11 protein-coding genes are annotated in these 17,001 nt (G+C 68.8%); 1 reads left to right on the top strand and 10 read right to left on the bottom strand.

Going from position 1 to position 17,001, the window contains the following annotated elements:
* Window positions 1-122: 122 nt before the first annotated feature.
* The 9 genes from BO221_RS33180 to BO221_RS33140 form a co-directional block, all read right to left on the bottom strand.
* A complete protein-coding gene (locus tag BO221_RS33180; protein WP_073564883.1) occupies window positions 123-1,271 on the bottom strand; it encodes a cysteine desulfurase family protein in 1,149 nt (382 codons plus the stop codon).
* Window positions 1,268-2,395: a bifunctional oligoribonuclease/PAP phosphatase NrnA gene (locus BO221_RS33175; protein WP_073564882.1), complete on the bottom strand. Its 1,128-nt coding sequence runs from the start codon at window positions 2,393-2,395 to the stop codon at window positions 1,268-1,270. Before BO221_RS33175 ends, BO221_RS33180 begins: the two co-directional genes overlap by 4 nt.
* Window positions 2,396-2,406: 11 nt before the next feature.
* Window positions 2,407-3,240 (bottom strand): deoxyribonuclease IV, encoded by an 834-nt coding sequence (locus BO221_RS33170; protein WP_073564881.1) that lies wholly within the window; start codon window positions 3,238-3,240, stop codon window positions 2,407-2,409.
* A gap of 3 nt (window positions 3,241-3,243) precedes the next feature.
* Window positions 3,244-4,080, bottom strand: a complete 837-nt coding sequence (locus tag BO221_RS33165) for a Fic family protein (RefSeq protein WP_043391574.1) — start codon at window positions 4,078-4,080, stop codon at window positions 3,244-3,246.
* A 132-nt stretch (window positions 4,081-4,212) separates the two neighbouring features.
* A complete protein-coding gene (locus tag BO221_RS33160) occupies window positions 4,213-5,547 on the bottom strand; it encodes an AAA family ATPase (protein ID WP_073564880.1) in 1,335 nt (444 codons plus the stop codon).
* A gap of 70 nt (window positions 5,548-5,617) precedes the next feature.
* Complete coding sequence (locus BO221_RS33155) at window positions 5,618-6,565, bottom strand: branched-chain amino acid transaminase (protein WP_073564879.1); 948 nt, start codon at window positions 6,563-6,565, stop codon at window positions 5,618-5,620.
* A gap of 70 nt (window positions 6,566-6,635) precedes the next feature.
* Window positions 6,636-8,057 carry a patatin-like phospholipase family protein gene (locus BO221_RS33150; RefSeq protein WP_073564878.1) on the bottom strand — a complete coding sequence of 474 codons (1,422 nt, stop codon included), beginning with the start codon at window positions 8,055-8,057 and terminating at the stop codon, window positions 6,636-6,638.
* A 12-nt stretch (window positions 8,058-8,069) separates the two neighbouring features.
* Window positions 8,070-11,114 carry a bifunctional [glutamate--ammonia ligase]-adenylyl-L-tyrosine phosphorylase/[glutamate--ammonia-ligase] adenylyltransferase gene (glnE, locus tag BO221_RS33145; protein ID WP_143195820.1) on the bottom strand — a complete coding sequence of 1,015 codons (3,045 nt, stop codon included), beginning with the start codon at window positions 11,112-11,114 and terminating at the stop codon, window positions 8,070-8,072.
* Between the two features lie 157 nt (window positions 11,115-11,271).
* Entirely contained in the window at window positions 11,272-12,213 is a 942-nt protein-coding gene (locus BO221_RS33140; RefSeq protein WP_073564876.1) for a MoxR family ATPase, read from the bottom strand.
* A 186-nt stretch (window positions 12,214-12,399) separates the two neighbouring features.
* Here BO221_RS33140 and BO221_RS33135 point away from each other — a divergent pair, with 186 nt between their 5' ends.
* Window positions 12,400-12,618 carry a hypothetical protein gene (locus BO221_RS33135; RefSeq protein WP_198956242.1) on the top strand — a complete coding sequence of 73 codons (219 nt, stop codon included), beginning with the start codon at window positions 12,400-12,402 and terminating at the stop codon, window positions 12,616-12,618.
* 160 nt (window positions 12,619-12,778) lie between these two features.
* On the opposite strand, the gene BO221_RS33130 is transcribed toward BO221_RS33135, so the two are convergent.
* Window positions 12,779-16,900: a response regulator gene (locus tag BO221_RS33130; RefSeq protein ID WP_073564874.1), complete on the bottom strand. Its 4,122-nt coding sequence runs from the start codon at window positions 16,898-16,900 to the stop codon at window positions 12,779-12,781.
* Window positions 16,901-17,001 lie beyond the last annotated feature (101 nt).

Genomic DNA, 17,001 nt, shown 5'->3' with positions numbered 1-17,001 from the left:
CCCCAGCCCTCTCCCAGAGGGAGAGGGGGCAGACACGGGTTCAACCTGGGATGCGTGGCACCCTCACCCCGTCCCTCTCCCGGAGGGCGAGGGGAGATTGGGCAGGGTGGGGTTTGGACTGATTACTCCAGGTTCAGCTCCCGGGCCCTCGGGACATGGGTGCTCAGGGCCTCCACTACCCGGGCCACTTCTTCTTCCGTTGCCTTCGGGCCCAGTGAGAAGCGCAGGGCTCCGTTCGCCTGCGCTGGCGTGAGTCCCATCGCCAACAGCACGTGCGAGGGCGTCAGGGTCCCCGAGGCACACGCCGCTCCCGACGAGACGCAGATGCCTTCCAGGTCCAACGCGATCAGGAGTGCTTCGCCGTCCGCGCCGTGGAAGCACAGGTTGCTCGTGTTCGGCACCCGCAGCGCTCCCTCTCCGTTCACCGTCACGTCCGGAATGCGCGAGCGCACCTCCCGCTCGAACGTGTCCCTCAGCTGCTGCACCCGCGCCGCGTGTGCCGGCTGCTCCTCGTGTGCCAGCTCCAGCGCCAGGGCGAGCGCCTCCGCGTAGGGCACGTTCTGCGTCCCTCCGCGCAATCCCGCCTCCTGGTGTCCCGGCGTCAGCGCCTGTAGCTCCACGCCCTTGCGCACCACCAGCACTCCCGCTCCCGCCGGCCCTCCGAACTTGTGCGCCGAGAGCGCCAGCAGATCCGCGTCCACCTCGCGCAGGTGCGCCGGCAGCTTTCCCACCGCCTGCACCGCGTCCGTGTGGAACAGGATGCCCCGCTGACGGCATACCCGCGATAGCTCCGCCGCCGGCTGCACCACGCCCGTCTCGTTGTTCGCCCACATCAACGAGCACAGCACCGTCTCCGGCGTCAGCGCCTCCAGCATCGCCTCCAGCGGCACCCGGCCGTCCCGCTCCGGACGCACCCGCACCACCTCCGCGCCCAGCGCCTCCAGCTGCTTCAACGCCGCCAGCACCGCCGGGTGCTCGATCGCCGAGCTCACCACCCGCCGCCGCCGCGTCTCCTTCCGCGCGAGCCAGGCTCCCTTCACCGCCAGCGCGTCCGCCTCCGAGCCCGAGCCGGTGAAGCACACCTCCTTCGGCTCACAGCCCAGCACGCGCGCCACCCGGGCCCGCGCCGCGTCCAGCCGGCCCCGTGCCTCCCGCCCGCTCCGGTGCACGCTCGAGGCGTTGCCCCAGCCTCCTTCGGCGAAAGTCTTCGTCAGCAGCGCCGCCACCTCCGGCCTCACCGGCGCCGCCGCGTTGTGGTCCCAGTAGATCACGGCGAGGGCGCGGACAGCAGTCCCACCGGACGCTCATCCGCGACTCCAAAGGCCTCGAGGAACTTGCGCACCAGCTCGCGCTTCACCGCCTTGCGCTGCGTCGCCCTCCCCGAGAGCGGAATCCTCGCGCCCGCCATGCTGCCGTGGCCTCCCGACGAGCCGCCGTAGTCCTCGCAGATCTCCCGGATCAGCCGCCCCGCGTTCATCCGCCGATCCTTCACCCGCAGCGACAGGAAGAGCTGGTTGCGGTACGTCGCGTACGCCAGCGACCACTTCATCCCCTCGAGGAACATCAACCGCTCGGCCACCTCGGCCACCATGTCCGGCGAGTAGACCTCCTCCAGGTCCGTCACGATCGCCGTGTCCCCGTACACCTTCGCCCGCTCGAAGGCCGTGTGGTACAGCTGGAAGTACCTCGCCGGCAGCTCCGGGTGCTCGATCTGCGCCAGCAGGTGCTTGTGCATCCGCGGGAACAGCCACAGGTACGTGTCGATGTCCGTCTGGGTCGTCTCGCGCCCCAGATCCCGCGTGTCCGCCTTCAGGCCGTAGAACAGCGCCGTGGCCACTTCCGTGGAGGGCTCCAGCCCCGCGGCGCGCAGGTACTCCACCAGCATCGTCGACGTCGAGCCGAAGTCTCCTCCCACGTCCGCGAAGGGCGACTCCAGGCTCTCGTTGCGCAGCGGGTGGTGGTCGATGACGATGTCCACCTCACCGCGCAGGCGCGGCGGAATCGCGTGGTTGCCCGTGGGCGGCTGCGTGTCCACGAGCGCCAGCAGATCGTACTCGTCCAGATCCAGCTGGGCGATGGGCACCACGGGCAGGCGCAGCACCTTCACGAAGGCGATGTTCTCCGCCCGGCCGATGATGCCGCCGTAGCCCACCCGGGCCTCCTCCACGTCCGCTCGCTCCTTCAGCAAATGGGCGAGTGCCACCGCCGCGGCGATGGAGTCCGGATCCGGATTGTCGTGGGTGAGCACGAGGGCCTTCTTGTGACCCTTGGCCACCCGGAGCAGCCGCTCCAGCTTGGCGCGTGCCGGCAGGTTCGCGAGCCGGGGGGGCGCGGGCTCGGGGCCCTCGCCGCCTCCGGGCGTCCTTCGGCTGTTGGCTGTCGGTGTAGCAGGCATGGGTGCTGTGTTTACTTCCTCCGGCCGAGCGATTCGAGACGCTTGATGGCTTCTGCGTAACGCTCGGGGTACGGGGTCTCCAGGATTCCAATGGTGTTGACGAAGCGCGAATCCTTCATCAGGCAACGGAAGGGCGTGAGCCCGATCGCTCCCTTGCCCACTTCCTCGTGGCGATCCACCCGGCATCCCAACGGTTTCTTGCTGTCGTTGAGGTGCACGCAATGCACCCGCTCCAGCCCCACCATCCGATCGCACTCCTCCATCACATGATGGTAACCGGCCTCCGTCGAGAGATCGTACCCGGCGGCGAACAGATGGCAGGTGTCCAGACAGATGCCCAGGCGCCCCGCGTCCGCCGTCCGGGACAGCACCTCCGCCAGGTGCTCGAAGCGCCAGCCCAGGCAGTTGCCCTGGCCCGCCGTCACCTCCAGGCAGATGCGTGACTGGAAGCGCGGCGTGCGCGCGTGCACCTCGTCCAGCGCCCGTGCAATCAGCGCCAGCCCGCGCCGCTCGTCCGGGTGTCCACCCGGGTGGAGGATGAGGAAGGGGATGCCGAGCCGCTCACACCGGGTGAGCTCCTCGACGACGCAGTCCAGCGACTTCTCGCGCTGCGCCGGCTCCTCGGCGCCGAGGTTCACCAGGTAGCTGCCGTGCGCCACCACCGGCAGCCCCGTGCGCCGCACCTCCTCGCGGAAGGCGTGGCACTCCTCCTCGGTGAGGGGCGGGGCCTTCCAGCCCCGGGCGTTCTTCGTGAAGACCTGCAGGCTGCGCGCGCCATGCTCCTCGGCTCGCGCCAGTGCACGGCTCACGCCTCCCGCGATGGACTCGTGAGCCCCGACTCGCACGGCCTAGTTGATGGCCTTGTAGCGGCGGCTCATGTCCTTGAAGTACTTCACGCCGTTGTCCAACGAGTTCTCGATGGCGTCCATCAGCAGCGCGCGGAACACACCCTCGGCGCCTCGCAGCGACTCGTAGTACCGCTGACGATCGATCGAGTGGATGATCGCCGGCATGTACCCGTTGCGCAGCAGCACCAGGTTGGTGAGCATCCGCCCCACCTTCCCGCTGTTCTCCGTGAACGGGAAGATCTGCATGAACTTGTGCTGCACCACCGCCGCCTGCTTGATGGGGTGGAACTCGCGGTACTCGGCGCTGCCCGTGTAGTCCACCAGCTTCTCCAGCGCCGGCTGGATCTTCGCCGGCTGGGAGATCTCGTGGAAGTACGTGCGGTGCAGGGGCATGTCCTTGCGGTAGCCGCTGCGCTCCCGCTCCTTGGCCAGCTCCTTCTCCGTGCGCTCGCGCCGCTCGATGTTGGCGCGCGCCTGCTGCGCCTCCGGCGTGTTGCCGCACAGCAAGTCGTGGATCCGCTTGATGGTGGTCAGCGTGATCTGCGTCTGCTTCTTGCCCGTGCTGGCCGCGTCTTCACGCAGGAAGTCGCACGCCGCCTTGTGGTTGCGCACCTCCAGCACCACGGGGATCATCGCCGGGTCCATGCTCGCCCGCTCGGGGAAGAGCGCCGACACCAGCTCCTGCTGGGTGTACACCGTCCCCTCGAGCGCGGCGTCGTGGTAGATCCACGACATCTCGAACTTCTCCAGGAAGTCGCGGCTCCTGTCCTTGAAGATGCCGAGGTAGTCGCGCAGCGTTTCGTTCTTCTCGTCGATCTCTTGGTAGCGTTCCTTCACGGACGTGACGCTCCTTCACACCGGCTGGCAGCGGGACCGGCGGGTCGGGACGGGTAAACCCGGCCAGTGGGAACAACGGTTCACGGATTGTAGAAATTCCAGCAGCTTAGGACAATTAAAACGCTACTTGTCTCAGAGGCTGACCAGGAAGACCTCGCACGCCTGGTCGAGCAGGTCCTTGGAAAGGGCCGGGGGAATCTGCCGGTAGCGCGCCGCGTCCTTGATGAGCTGCACCAGATCTCTGGGGTGGCAGGCGCGCAGCTGCATGTTGTTGGGCTTGTAGTAGTGCTCGAAGAGGTAGGTGACGGCCTGGTCCACGTAGGGGATGCCGGAGGCCTCGCACACCCGGGCGAAGATCTCCCGGTAGACGTCCTCGTCGGGGTTGTTGACCTCGATCTTGTACTTGATGCGGCGCAGGAAGGCCTCGTCCACCAGCTCCTTGGGGTCCAGGTTGGTGGAGAAGACGAGCAGCTGATCGAAGGGGATCTCGAACTTCTTGCCCGTGTGCAGGGTGAGGAAGTCCACCCGCTTCTCCAGGGGGACGATCCACCGGTTGAGCAGATCCGTGGGGTGGACCTTCTGGCGGCCGAAGTCGTCGATGAGGAGCATCCCGCCGTTGGCCTTCACCTGGAAGGGCGCCTCGTAGAAGCGCGCGGTGGGAGAATAGATGAGGTCCAACGTTTCGAGCGTCAGCTCGCCACCCACGACGACGGCGGGGCGCCGGCACAGCTGCCAGCGGTTGTCCATCTCGAAGGTGGCGCGCCGGCCCTGGGCATCGCGCTCGGACTCGAGCGTGATGGGGATGTGGTTGAGGGCGTCGAAGACCTTGATGATCTGGTTGTCGATCTCCAGACAGTGGGGGATGAAGACCTCGCCGCCGAACATGCGGCTGATGGCCTCGGCGAGGCTCGTCTTGCCGTTGCCCGGGGGCCCATAGAGGAAGAGCGAGCGGCCCGAGTTCACCGCCGGCCCCAGCTTGTCCATCAGGTCCGCGTTGACGGTGAGGTGGGCCAGGCCCTGGACCAGGTCCTCACGGCTGATGACGGGGCTCTCCTCCGTCTGGGCGGTGATGAGGGCGTTGTACTGCTCGATGGGGATGGGGGCGGGGCCCACATAGGTGCTGCGCTCGATGGCGCCGCGGGTGTACTCGCGGCCCTTCTCGGTGAGGATGAAGTCCACCGAGGCGCGGCCGAAGCCCTTGCCGCCCCGGAGGTCCACGAGCTTCTCGGCGGTGAGGAAGTCCACCACGCGCTCGATGACGCCGGGCCAGGGCAGGCGCAGCTCCTGGGCGATGTCCATGCCCGTGGCGGTACCCTGGTAGTACAGGTAGCGCAGGGCGATGTCCGAGAGCAGGCCGATCTTCAGGCCCGTCTCCTCCAGCGACTTGGGCTCCGGCGGAGCGATGTCGAGGATGGACGGGTTCTCGAGATTGAAGGGATTGGGGGGAGCGTTGTACTCGGGGCGCATCGACTCGTACTTCTAGCCGATCCGCCCCCCTTCCGGCACGTCCAGAGTCCCCTGGCCGCTCAGGAGCCCGTCAGACGTAGGTAAGCCACTCGATGTAACGCGGCTCCTGGCCCCGGACGGTGCGGAAGTAGGTCTCCTGCACATACTGGGTGATGGGGCCGGGCTTGCCGGCGCCCACGGTGCGGTTGTCCACCTCGCGGACGGGGGTGATTTCCGCGGCGGTGCCGGTGAAGAAGACCTCGTTGGCGATGTAGAGGGCGTCGCGGGTGACGGTGACCTCCTCCACGGTGCGGCCCGAGTCGCGCAGGATTTTCAACACCGTGTCGCGGGTGATGCCGTCGAGGATGGGGCAGGAGAGGGGCGGGGTCTTGATGACGCCCTTCTTGTTGACGAGGAAGATGTTCTCCCCGGAGGCCTCGGCGACGAAGCCGCTGATGTCCAGGAGGATGGCCTCGTCATAGCCGGCGAGCACGGCCTCGCGCTTGGCGAGGATGGAGTTGACGTACTGGCCGGAGATCTTCCCGCGCACCATGTTCACGTTGACGTGCATGCGGGTGTAGGAGCTCACCTTGGCGCGGATGCCGTCGCGGATGCCCTTGTCGCCGAGGTACGCGCCCCAGTCCCAGGCGGTGACGGCCACGCGGGTGGGGTTGATGGCGCCCAGGCCCATGGCGCCGTCACCCATGAAGGCGATGGGGCGCAGGTAGGCCCCGTTGGCGAACTGGTCCTTCTGCTTGCGCAGCAGCTCCAGGCACGCCTCCATGAGCTGCTCCACCGTGAAGGGCAGCTTCATCATGCAGATGTGGGCCGAGTCGAAAAGCCGCTCGATGTGCTCCCGCAGGCGGAACACCGCAAGTCGGCCATCGTGGGTGCGGTAGGCCCGGATGCCCTCGAAGACCCCCAACCCGTAGTGCAGGGCGTGGGTCATGACGGGCACATGGCCGTCGTCCCATTTGACCAGCTTCCCATCGAGCCAGATCTGTTCGGCACGCACGACGTTGGCGGAGGTCGAGCTCATGAAGGGGTCCTCTTGGTGAAGGGGAAAAGACCCATTCTTCCAGGAACTCGTTTGAATTCAAAGTAGCCCATCACCCCAGGTGGGGGAGGGGCGAGAGCATGCGGGAGAGGAAGGGCATGTCCGCGCCGAGCTGCTTGCGGCCGTAGTGCATGGCCTTGGTCGCCAACTGGACGGAGGGCACCAGCTCCAGGGGGGAGAGGGTGGTGCCGAAGCGTTTGACGAGGTGGGCGTAGGGGAGGTTGGGCGCCACCGTCATGGCCGCGAGCCGTTGCAGGGGCAACCAGAAGGGGGTGGTGAGCTTGGGGGCGAAGCCGTCGAGCGCGAGGAAGAAGGCGTTGCGCGTGCCGATGTTGCCGTGGTGCACCGCCTTCCAGGCCGCCTTCACCGGGAGGTTGTCCACCAGTCCCCCGTCCAGCAGCCGGAAGATGCCCTTGTCCTCCATCATCCCGTCCAGCAGGCCGCGCATGTGCGCGTCGTCGCGCAGCATGTCGTAGTGGATGACGCCGGGCAGCGAGGAGGAGAAGCCCGCCGCGTCGATGGCGTCGAATCCGGCCGTCGCCTCGTCCGCGCCGAGGTGGAGCTTCACCATGATCTCCGGCCGGGTGAAGAACTCGGCCAGCGTGCCCATCACCGCCTGGATGCGGCGCGCCACGCCCGTGGGAGTGAGCAGGCTCACCGGGCTCGTGCCCAGCAGGCGCTCGTAGTACTCGATGGGCTGGGGCAGCATGCCGCGCCGGATACCGCCCACCGCGATGATCATGGGCACCGGCAGATCCTTCAGCCGCAGGCCCGACTCGGGCATGCCCGGCCCCGTGTTGAAGTAGCGGCCCAGGCCCGAGCGCAGGAACAGCCGCAGCGCCGCCGGCAGCCCATAGCGGTTCTCCGTGGAGATGAACCGGAAGAGCTTCCGCCAGGAGAGGCTGCGGATGATGCTCACCAGCTCGCCCTGGTCGAAGCGCGCCATGCGCGAGCGCATCAGCATCAGGATGGCGCCCATGGAGGTGCCCGCCAGCAGCGCCGGCTTGAGACCGTGCTCGTCCAGCAGGCTCATGACGCCCAGGTACACGTAGGCCACGCCGCCACCGCCTCCGGCCACCACCACCAGCGACTTGTGCCGCAGCTCGCGGTGGAGGACCTCCTCGGGCACGCGCCCCTGGAGGTGGTGGACGAGCTCGTCGCGCAGCTTGAGCACCGGGGCGCGCAGGTCGCGCACGTGGGGCACCAGTTGATCCCTCGTGATGCGCCGCCCGCCGAGCAGCACCGGGCCGAGTCTCCGCGTCACGTCCTCGCGCAGGGGCGCCGTCCAGGTCTCCACGGAGTGCTCATGGCCCTCGTGGCGCAGCTTGTAGAGGCGCGCCAGGGACAGGGCGGTGCGCAACACGGCCTCCTCGCGCGAGTCCAACAGCGAGGGCGAGTCCACCGCCGCGCGCACCAGGGCCACTTCCATGTCTTCGAGGGGCCGGAGGATTTGAAAGCGTTGCTTCAGCAGCACGGGCAGGAGGACTCAGACGGGGCGCGGGGCGCGAAGGACGCGAGCATACACGTCCCGCACGCGGGCGGCGCTGGCTCTGTATTGGGCGAGGAACGTTTCTCCCGGCTCGGTGCCGAGGACTCCCAGCCGGCGCGCGAGCTGCGCCAGGGGCCGGCCACCGGTGGGCATGTGGGCCAGGGAGCTGGCGTGCACGAGCCGCAGCCGGTTCTCCACCCGGCGCAGGAAGAGGTAGCCCTGGCGCAGCGCCTCGGCGTCCTCGGGGGGCAGGAGGCCCTCGGCCTGGAGTCCCTCCAGCGCCGCCAGCGTGTTGGTGCTTCGCACCCTCGGGTGCTCCCGGCCGTGCACCAGTTGCAGGTACTGGACGGTGAACTCCACGTCCACCAGCCCGCCCTGGCCCAGCTTCGGGTTGAGCTGCCAGGCGTTCTCGTGGGCCAGTTCGCGCTCCATGCGCGTGCGCAGCCGGTCGATCTCCGCCGCAGCGTCCGGGGGCAGGGGACGCTCGTAGACGAGCGGGGTGAGCACCTCGTCCCTCAAGGGGAGGAAGCGCACCGCGTCTCCCGCGGCCGGCCGGGCCTTGATGAGCGCCTGGCGCTCCCAGAGTTGGGCCCGCTTCTGGTGGTGCTCACGCAGGGTGTCCTGGCTCACCACCAGCGCCCCCTGGTTCCCCGAGGGCCTCAGCCGCGCGTCGATCTTGTAGAGGTGCCCCTCGCGCAACTGTACCTGGAGCAGCGTCAGGAGCCGCTGCACGGCCTTGGCGAAGTACTCGTGGTGGGTGATGGCGCCACGGTTGCCTCCGCTCGTGTCCGCCTGGCCGTTGCCGCTGTAGACGAAGATGAGGTCCAGGTCCGAGTGGTAGCCCAGCTCGTACCCGCCCAGCTTGCCCATGGCGATGACCACCAGCCCCTCGCGCTTCCCGCCCGCGTCGAGCGGCAGGCCGTAACGCTCGCGTTGCTCCTCCAGCGCCAGGAAGAGGCACTCGTCGAGGATGGCGTCCGCGACCGCCGTGAGCTGCCGCGCCACCTCCGGCACCGAGAGGTCTCCCCCGATGTCGTTGAGCCCGATGCGCAGCACCTCCTCGTTCTTGAAGCGCGGCATCGCCCCGTGCTTCGTCTCCGCGTCCGGGTGCCGCGCCAGCCGTGCTCCCAGCTCCTGGCGGATGCGCTCGGTGGACTTGTGCGCCTCGTCCAGCTGCGCCTGCACCAGGGCGTCCAGCAGCTCCGGGTGCCGCAGGAAGATGCGCGAGAGGTAGTCGCTCTGCCCGAAGAGGTTGAAGAGGCGCCGGCTCGCCCGCGGCATGCCCGTGAGCAGCCGGAGGTAGCCCTCGGGCTGGTGCAGCCGCGCGAGGAAATCCGAGAAGTGCAGCAGCGCCTGGTCCGGATCCGGCGTCTGTGCCAGCTCCGACAACAGCCGCACCGCCTTCACCCCCGAGCCTCCATCCGCGAAGGGCGAGTGGGGCACCCGGGCCAATCGCTCCAGCTCGGCCAGTGCCCGATCGGGGTCCTCGAAGCCCCGCTGCGCCAGCGCCGCCCGGCGTTGTTCCAGTGCGAGGTCCGGGTCCAGCGCGAGCGCCAGCAGCGGCTCGTCGGGTACCTCGTCCCGCGCCGTCTTCCCCAGCAGTGTGTTGAAGGCCTCCAGCACGAAGCGCCGGTGCCGCTCCAGCTCGGCCCGGAAGGTGTCCCAGTCCGCGTGGCCCAGCGACGTGGCCAGCCGGCGGCGCTCCCGCTCTCCCGTGGGCAGTGCCTGCGTCTGCCGCTCCTCCAACATCTGCAGCCGGTTCTCCACCCGCCGCAGGAAGACGTAGGCCTCCTCCAGTGCGTCCGCATCCGGTCCCGAGACGAAGCCCGCTCGCTCCAGCTTGCGCAGCGCCTTCATCGTCCTCGGCTCGCGCAGGCTCGGGTCCTTGCCTCCCTGCACCAGTTGCAGCGCGTTGACGAAGAACTCCACCTCGCGGATTCCCCCCGGGCCCAGCTTCACGTCATCCGCGCTCGCCTTGCCGCGCATGTCGATCTGCGCCTTCAGATCTCGCAGCCCGTCCACCGCCGACAGGTCCAGGCTCCGCCGCCAGATGAACGGGCCCAGTTCGCTCAACAGTTCTTCCGCGAGCGCCGCGTCTCCAGCCACCGCCCGCGCCTTCGTGAGCGCCGCTCGCTCCCACATGCGCCCGAATGTCTCGTAGTACGCCAGCGAGGCCGGCAGCGAGATCACCATCGCCCCCGCTCGTCCCTGCGGGCGCAGGTTCAGGTCCACCCGGTAGCAGAAGCCCTCCGCCGTCACCTTCGTCAGGGCTTGTGTCACCGCCTCGCCCAGCCGCGTGTAGTACTGCACCGTGGGCAGCGAGCCCGATGTTCCTCCCGTCGTGTGTCCGTCCGACCGGTACAGGTAGATGAGGTCTACGTCCGAGCTGAAGTTGAGATCCTCTCCGCCCAGCTTCCCCATCCCCAGGATGCAGAAGCCCGGGGCGTCCGGTGTTCCGTATCTCGCCTGGAGGCTCCGCTCCGCCCAGGACAGCGCCGCTCCGATGAGCGCCTCGGACAGCGCCGTCTGCTCCCGGCCGAGCTCCGACATGGGCGCTCGCAGGGTCGCGTCGCGCACCATGAGGCGTAGTAGCTCGCGGTACTTGTAGCGGCGCAGGCGGCGGTATAGGCCCTCCGCATCTGTTGCCGCGATGCGCCTTGTGGCTCCCAGTGCCTCCCGACGGTAGTGCTCCCGCGGTTTTTCCCGGGTCAGTGTTCGTGAGCCCGCGAGCCAGTGTAGTAGCCCGGGCCTCGTGGTCAGGAGTCGCGGCGCGAAGGTGCTCGCGTGGAAGACCGGGGGGAGTAGCTCCAGGAGTCGCGTGAGCGTGGGCTCTGGGAGGGCTCTCAGGCCCTCGCGGATCCGGTCGAACGCCGCGATGAGCTCGTCGGGCTCCGAGGTCCGCTTCGCTGCCTCGTGGATTCGTTTCGCGGCCTGGGCTCCGAGTTCCGCAGATAGCGCCGAGAGCTCCTTGGCCGCTCGCTTCGGGTTCTCGAAGCCCTCTGCTTTCAGCCCTTCCTCGGTCCAGGTCATCTCGACCCTCACCCCAGCCCTCTCCCAGAGGGAGAGGGGGCATACACGGGTTCAACCTGGGATCCTGGCACCCTCACCCCGTCCCTCTCCCGGCGGGAGAGGGGTTTTGTTTTGCGCTGGGTGTTTGGTGGGCGCTTGGGGTTTGGCGTGTGCTTGGGGTTGGTCGGGCTCAGGCCTGTGCGATTTGCGCCAGGTTGCTCTTCGCCTTCTCGATGTCTCCCTCGTGCTTCAGCACCAGGTTCAACGTCGCCGCCACCATGTCCGCCGTCAGCGACTCCGCGTTCAGCAACGCCAGGCTCTGCACCCAGTCCAGCGTCTCGCTGATCGACGGCGCCTTCTTCAAGTCCAGCTTCCGGATCGCCGCCACCGCCTCCACCACCTGCTCCGACAGCGTCCTCGACACCTCCGGCAGCCGCTTGCGGATGATCCTCAGCTCCCGCTCCCGGTCCGGGAAGTCGATGTGCAGGTGCAGGCACCGTCTCTTCAGCGCGTCCGACAGCTCCCGCGCGTTGTTCGACGTCAGCACCACCCGCGGCACGTGCTTCGCCTTGAACGTCCCCAGCTCCGGAATCGTCACCGCGTTGTCCGACAGCACCTCCAGCAGGAAGGCCTCGAACTCCGGATCCGCCTTGTCGATCTCATCCACCAGCAGCAGCGCCGGCTTGTCCGACAGCAGGGACTTCAGCACCGGCCTCGGCAGCAGGAAGCGCTCCGAGAAGAACACCGCGTCGCTCGACGCCAGCCGGTCCGCCGCCTCTCCCAGCGTCCCCGTGCCCTGCACCATCTCTCCGATCTTGTCCTTCAGGAGCTGGGTGTAGAGCAGCTGCTTGGCGTACTCCCACTCGTAGAGCGCCTTCGCCTCGTCCAGGCCCTCGTAGCACTGCAGGCGGATGAACTCGCGCCCCAGGGCCTGCCCCAATGCCCGGGCCAGCTCCGTCTTGCCCACCCCCGCCGGTCCCTCCACCAGGATGGGCTTCTGCAGCCGATCCGCCAGGAAGCTCGCGGTCGCGATTTCCGGAGAAGCCAGATATCCCACCTGCTCGAGGCGCGTCTCCGCGTCCTCCACGCTGCTCAGGGTGTGTGCTTGGGTCGAAGGGGAGGGGGTGTTCACGCTCCTCAACTTAACCGAAGGGTTTTCAGGCTACTGCGGCAAAAATGCCAGACCTCCAGCCCTTTCCACACCCTCTCGCCGGTTGCTCGCTGTGCAAGTGGCCGGAACAACTTGGGAAATTATTTCCCCACAATGGGCACGCGACGTGCAATAGAGCCGCGCATTCGTAGCGGGGAGGCGGCGGTCATGTCCTGGTTGTTGCGCATGGTGCTCGTGGTGGCGGTGGCCCTGATTCCAGGAGCCTTCATGCTGCTGATCGCCTACGTCGCCACCCGGACCATGCGGGCTCGTTGGCAGCAGGCTCTCATGGAGGCCCGGACCCAGGGCACCCACGTGTCCTTCCGCGAAGTGGTCGCCACCGTCGAGTTCAAGGACCTCGTGCGCCAGGCTCGCGCCGCGCTCTGAGCCTCTCCTCGTAGGCCGTTCCAAGACACCTCCCGGCCGCGCTCGTCACCAACTTGTCCAACTGTTGGACAAGTTTCGCGAGACCGGCCCCGGAGGGTGCTCCCGCCATCAAGCTTCGGCCGCGCGAGGCAAGGGAGCCACGCGCGGCCGGTGAACCACACTACTTGTCCAGCTCGTCCACGAGCGAGGTCCAGTCGGCCTCGTCCGAGGCAGCGGCCGTGGGGATCTGCATGACCACGGTGCGGTCGGAGACGCCCTCCTCCTCGACGGGGGGAGGCGCCGCGGCGGCCTTCTTGGCCACGGTGTTCTTGGCGGCGGGACGGGCGGCCTTGGCCGGAGCGGCGGGCGCGATGGTGGTGTTGAGCTGCGTGGTGAGCGCGCTGTCGTCCTCGTCCGCCAGGGGCTTGGCCGCGGCGGTGGACTTCGCGGCCGCCGTGCCCGGGGACTTCGTCTTGAAGCGGGCCAGTTCCAGCTCGGCGACCTTGAGGGCCTTGCTCTTCTCCTGCACCGACTGCTGCAGGCGGGCGATCTCCTGGGTCTTCAGGGCCTCGCGGCGCTCCAGCTCCGCCTTCTGACGGGTGGCCAGCTCCTCGAGCTCCTTGGCCTGACGGGCCTCCAGCTCCTTGCGCTCCTTGGCGGCGGCGGCGAGCTTCGTGGCGGCCTCGGTGGTCTTGGCCTCGGCGGCGGCCACCTTGGCGTTGAGATCCTTCTCCACGCGGGTCTTGGCGCCGGCCGCGTTCTCCACGGCGAGCTCCAGCTCCTGGATCTTCTTGGCCCGTGCGGTGAGCTGCGTCTGGGCCTCCTTGACCTTGGCGTCGGCCTCGGCGGCGCGGGTCTGCGCCTCCTGGGTGAGCTGGGTGGTACGAGCCTCGGCGCGGGACAGCTTGGCGGCCAGGTCGTCCGCGGCGCGCTTCGCCTCGTTGCGCTCCTGGGCCTGGGCCTGCTGGAGCGCCTGGATCTGCGCCTGGGCCTCGGCGAGCTGGTTGGCCAGCCCGTCGCGATCCGACTGCAGCTTCGTCTGGTTGTTGCCCGCGACCTTGAGCTGCTCGTCACGCGCGGCGATCTGCTTGCGCGCGTTCTCCAGCTCGGTGTTGAGGGCGCCGGCCTGCCGGGTGAGCTCGTCGGCGGTGCGCTTGGCCTGCTCCGCCTCCTGCTGGCGGCGGGACTCGAGCTGCTTGATCTGCTCGGCCCTGGCGGCCACCTCGGCGCGCTGACGCTCCTTCTCCTGCGTCATGCCGGTGAGCTTCTGGAGCGTGTCCGAGAGCTCCTGGCCCTTGGTGGCGACGTCCTTCTCCAGGAAGTCGATGCGGCGCTGCGACTCGGCGGTGAGCGTGTTGAGGCGGTCCTCCACGCGGTGGCGCTCGTCCTCGGACTGGGAGAGCTGCGCGCCGAGCTGGGTGACCTCGGCGACGCGGCTGCCCAGCTCCTGCTTGGTGAGGAAGAGCTGCTCCTCCAGCTCCTGGTTCTGATCACGCGTCTGGCCGAGCGCGCCCTCCAGTTCCGCCTGGGTGGCGGAGGCCTGCTGCTGGGTCTGCACGTGGGCGGCCTGCTCGCCCGCGAGCGCCTCGCGGGTGGCGGCGAGGGCACCCTGCGTCTCGGCCAGTTCGTTGCGCACCTGGCCGAGCTGCTCGGACAGCTCCTCCTCCATGGCCTGCTTGAGGGCCTCGGTCTCCTGGAGGACGCCGCTGACGCGGGTGATCTCCGCGTTGGCGGCCTGCAGCTCCGTCTCGCGATCCGTGCGCTCCTGCACGGTGCGGGCGAGCTCGTCGCGCGTCTGCTCCAGCTGGCCCTGCGTGTCGGTCAGCGTGGCCTGCGTGTCGGCCAGCGACTGGGCGGTGGCCTCCAGCTCGCCACGCGTGGTGGCCAGCGTCTCCTCGGTGGCGGAGAGACGGCCCTGCGTGTCGGCCAGCGTAGCCTGGGTGTCGGCCAGCGACTGGGCGGTGGCCTCCAGCTCACCGCGGGTGGAGGACAGGGCCTCCTCGGTGGCGGAGAGACGGCCCTGCGTGTCGGCCAGCGTGGCCTGGGTGTCGGCCAGCGTGGCCTGCGTCTCGGTGAGCGTCTGGGAGGTGGCCTCCAGCTCGCCGCGCGTGGTGGCCAGCGTCTCCTCGGTCTGGGAGAGCGTGGTCTGCGTCTGCGCGAGCGTCTGGGAGGTGGCCTCCAGCTCGCCCTGCGTGGAGGACAGGGTCTCTTCCGTCGCGGAGAGACGGCCCTGGGTGTCGGCCAGCGTGGCCTGCGTCTCGGCGAGCGTCTGGGCCGTGGCGTCCAGCTCGCCGCGGGTGCTGGCCAGGGTCTCCTCGGTGGCGGAGAGACGGCCCTGCGTGTCGGCCAGCGTGGCCTGGGTGTCGGCGAGCGTGCCCTGCGTCTCGGCGAGCGTCTGGGCCGTGGCGTCCAGCTCGCCGCGGGTGCTGGCCAGCGTCTCCTCGGTCTGGGAGAGCGTGGCCTGCGTCTGCGCGAGCGTCTGCGAGGTGGCGTCCAGCTCGCCGCGCAGGTTGGAGATCTGCGTGTCGCGGTCGGCGACGGTCTCCTGGAGCGCCTGGATCTGCCCGTTGAGCTCGGCCTCCAGGGCGTTCTTGGAGGCCTCCAGCTCGTTGCGAGCCTGGGTGAGGGCCTCCAGCTCGGCGGTCAGCTCGGCCTCGCGGTCGGCCAGGTGGGCCTTGACGGACTCGACCTCGCCCTCCAGCTCGCCGATGCGCTCCATCTGCTGCTGGATGTTGGCGTTGAGCTCCGCCTCGTGGTGCTCGTTGCGGGCGATGGTCTCCTGCAGCTCGCGCTCGAGCGTGGCGACCTTCGCGTCGCGCTCCTCCAGCCGCTGCGTGAGATCGCTCTCCAGCGCGTCCTTGTCCTGCTGGAGCTGGTCGCGCTCGCCCGTCATGCGCGACAGGTCCGACTCCAGGGCGGCGATCTGCTCGCTGAGCCGCGCCTCGAGTGCGTTGCGCTCCTCGGTGAGCCGCTGGAGCTCCGCGTCCGCCCGGGCGCCGTGGTCCTCGGCCGCGAGGGCACGCGACTCCAGGGCACGCACGGTGGTGTCGCGCTCCTGCTCCGTCTGGGCCAGCCGCTCCTGCAGCGCCTGGATCTCCCCGCTCATCTCGGCGTGGCGCTGGTCGCGCTCGCTGATGGTGCGGGCCAGCTCGCCCTCCACGGAGTCGATGCGCTGCTGGCGGCGGGCCAGCTCGGCCTCGTGGGCCTGCACCGTCTCGGTGAGCTTCTGCTCCTTGACCTCGAACTCGAGGGTGACGATGCCCAGGTGCTTCTCGAGCTTGTCGTACTCCTCGCGGGCGGTATCCAGCTCGCCGGCGCGGCGCGACAGCTCGTCATCGCGGCTGGACACCTCGCGGCGAAGGACGTTGATGTCCTTCTCCTTGGAGGCCACCACCTCGATGAGATCCTTCTCGGCGGAGAACTTCTGCAGGAGCAGGTCGTCGACGGTGGCGCCGTGCTCGCGCTCCTTCTGGAGCATGCCCTGCTGGGCCTCGTTGAAGCGCCGCAGCAGGTCATCCACCTGCATCTTCAGGCCCTGCAGCTCCACGTCCTTCTCGTGGAGGCGGTCCTCCACGGAGAGCAGCTCGCGCTCGCGGACGTTCCAGATCTCCGAGATGCGGGCGATCTGCGCCTCGCGCACCTTGAGCTCGTCACGCAGCAGCTGGACCTTGCCCTCGGGCGTGCCCATCAGGTCGCGCCGCGGGGGCGGACGCTTGAGCTGACGGGACTCGGCGAGCAGCTCGGCCTTGCGGTCCGCGATGGACTGGAAGGAGCGCTCGAGGAAGCCGCGATCCTCCTCGGTGATGGCGCTGCGGCGCTCGCGCTTGGGCAGCCGGGGCGGGCTGCCAGCGGGGGCGGGTGCGCCCTTGAGCGGCGGCGGCATGGGCGGCGGACCGTCACCCGAGTGGCCGGCGGGGGCCGGCTCCTCGTCGGGAGGCAGGATGCCCACGCTCATGGAGGCGAGCTCTCCCATCTCGAAGGGGATGATGAGGTAGCCGTCCGCGGCACCCGGCGTCTGGCTGTGCTGGTTCAGCCCCTCCACGCCCGTGTCCGAGGACAGCAGCAGCACACGGAGGTTCTGCCCCCACTTGCCCTTCTTGATCTGCCCGCACAGGGTGAAGCCGGATTGATCCGGCAGCTCGGCTCGGACGACGACGAGGTCCGGCCGACGCTTCTCCATCTCACGCTGTGCGTCGGCGGCGGTTGCCGCCATGGCCGTTTGATAGCCCGCGCTCTTGAGCACGGTGGCCATGCTGAGGGCGAAGTCGTTCTGGCTTTCGACGATGAGGACGCGGCGCTCCATGAGCCCTTTTACCTACGAAAAGTGCAATGAAAACCGGCACATCCTAGCCGCGCGCGAAAGGGCTTGGAAAGTTTCCGTGTCGGGCTCGTCCGCTTGCCTCA

Source organism: Archangium sp. Cb G35 (assembly GCF_001896145.1).
Lineage (GTDB): Bacteria > Myxococcota > Myxococcia > Myxococcales > Myxococcaceae > Archangium > Archangium violaceum.
The sequence above is the reverse complement of the archived record's forward strand: the minus strand, read 5'-3'. Positions and strand labels throughout refer to the sequence as shown.

Coding starts and splice junctions, on each gene's coding strand:
- BO221_RS33155 (WP_073564879.1), bottom strand. CDS start 6,565: ATGAGCTCGACCTCCGCCAACGTCGTGCGTGCCGAACAGATCTGGCTC.
- BO221_RS33175 (WP_073564882.1), bottom strand. CDS start 2,395: ATGCCTGCTACACCGACAGCCAACAGCCGAAGGACGCCCGGAGGCGGC.
- BO221_RS33130 (WP_073564874.1), bottom strand. CDS start 16,900: ATGGAGCGCCGCGTCCTCATCGTCGAAAGCCAGAACGACTTCGCCCTC.
- BO221_RS33135 (WP_198956242.1), top strand. CDS start 12,400: ATGTCCTGGTTGTTGCGCATGGTGCTCGTGGTGGCGGTGGCCCTGATT.
- BO221_RS33160 (WP_073564880.1), bottom strand. CDS start 5,547: ATGCGCCCCGAGTACAACGCTCCCCCCAATCCCTTCAATCTCGAGAAC.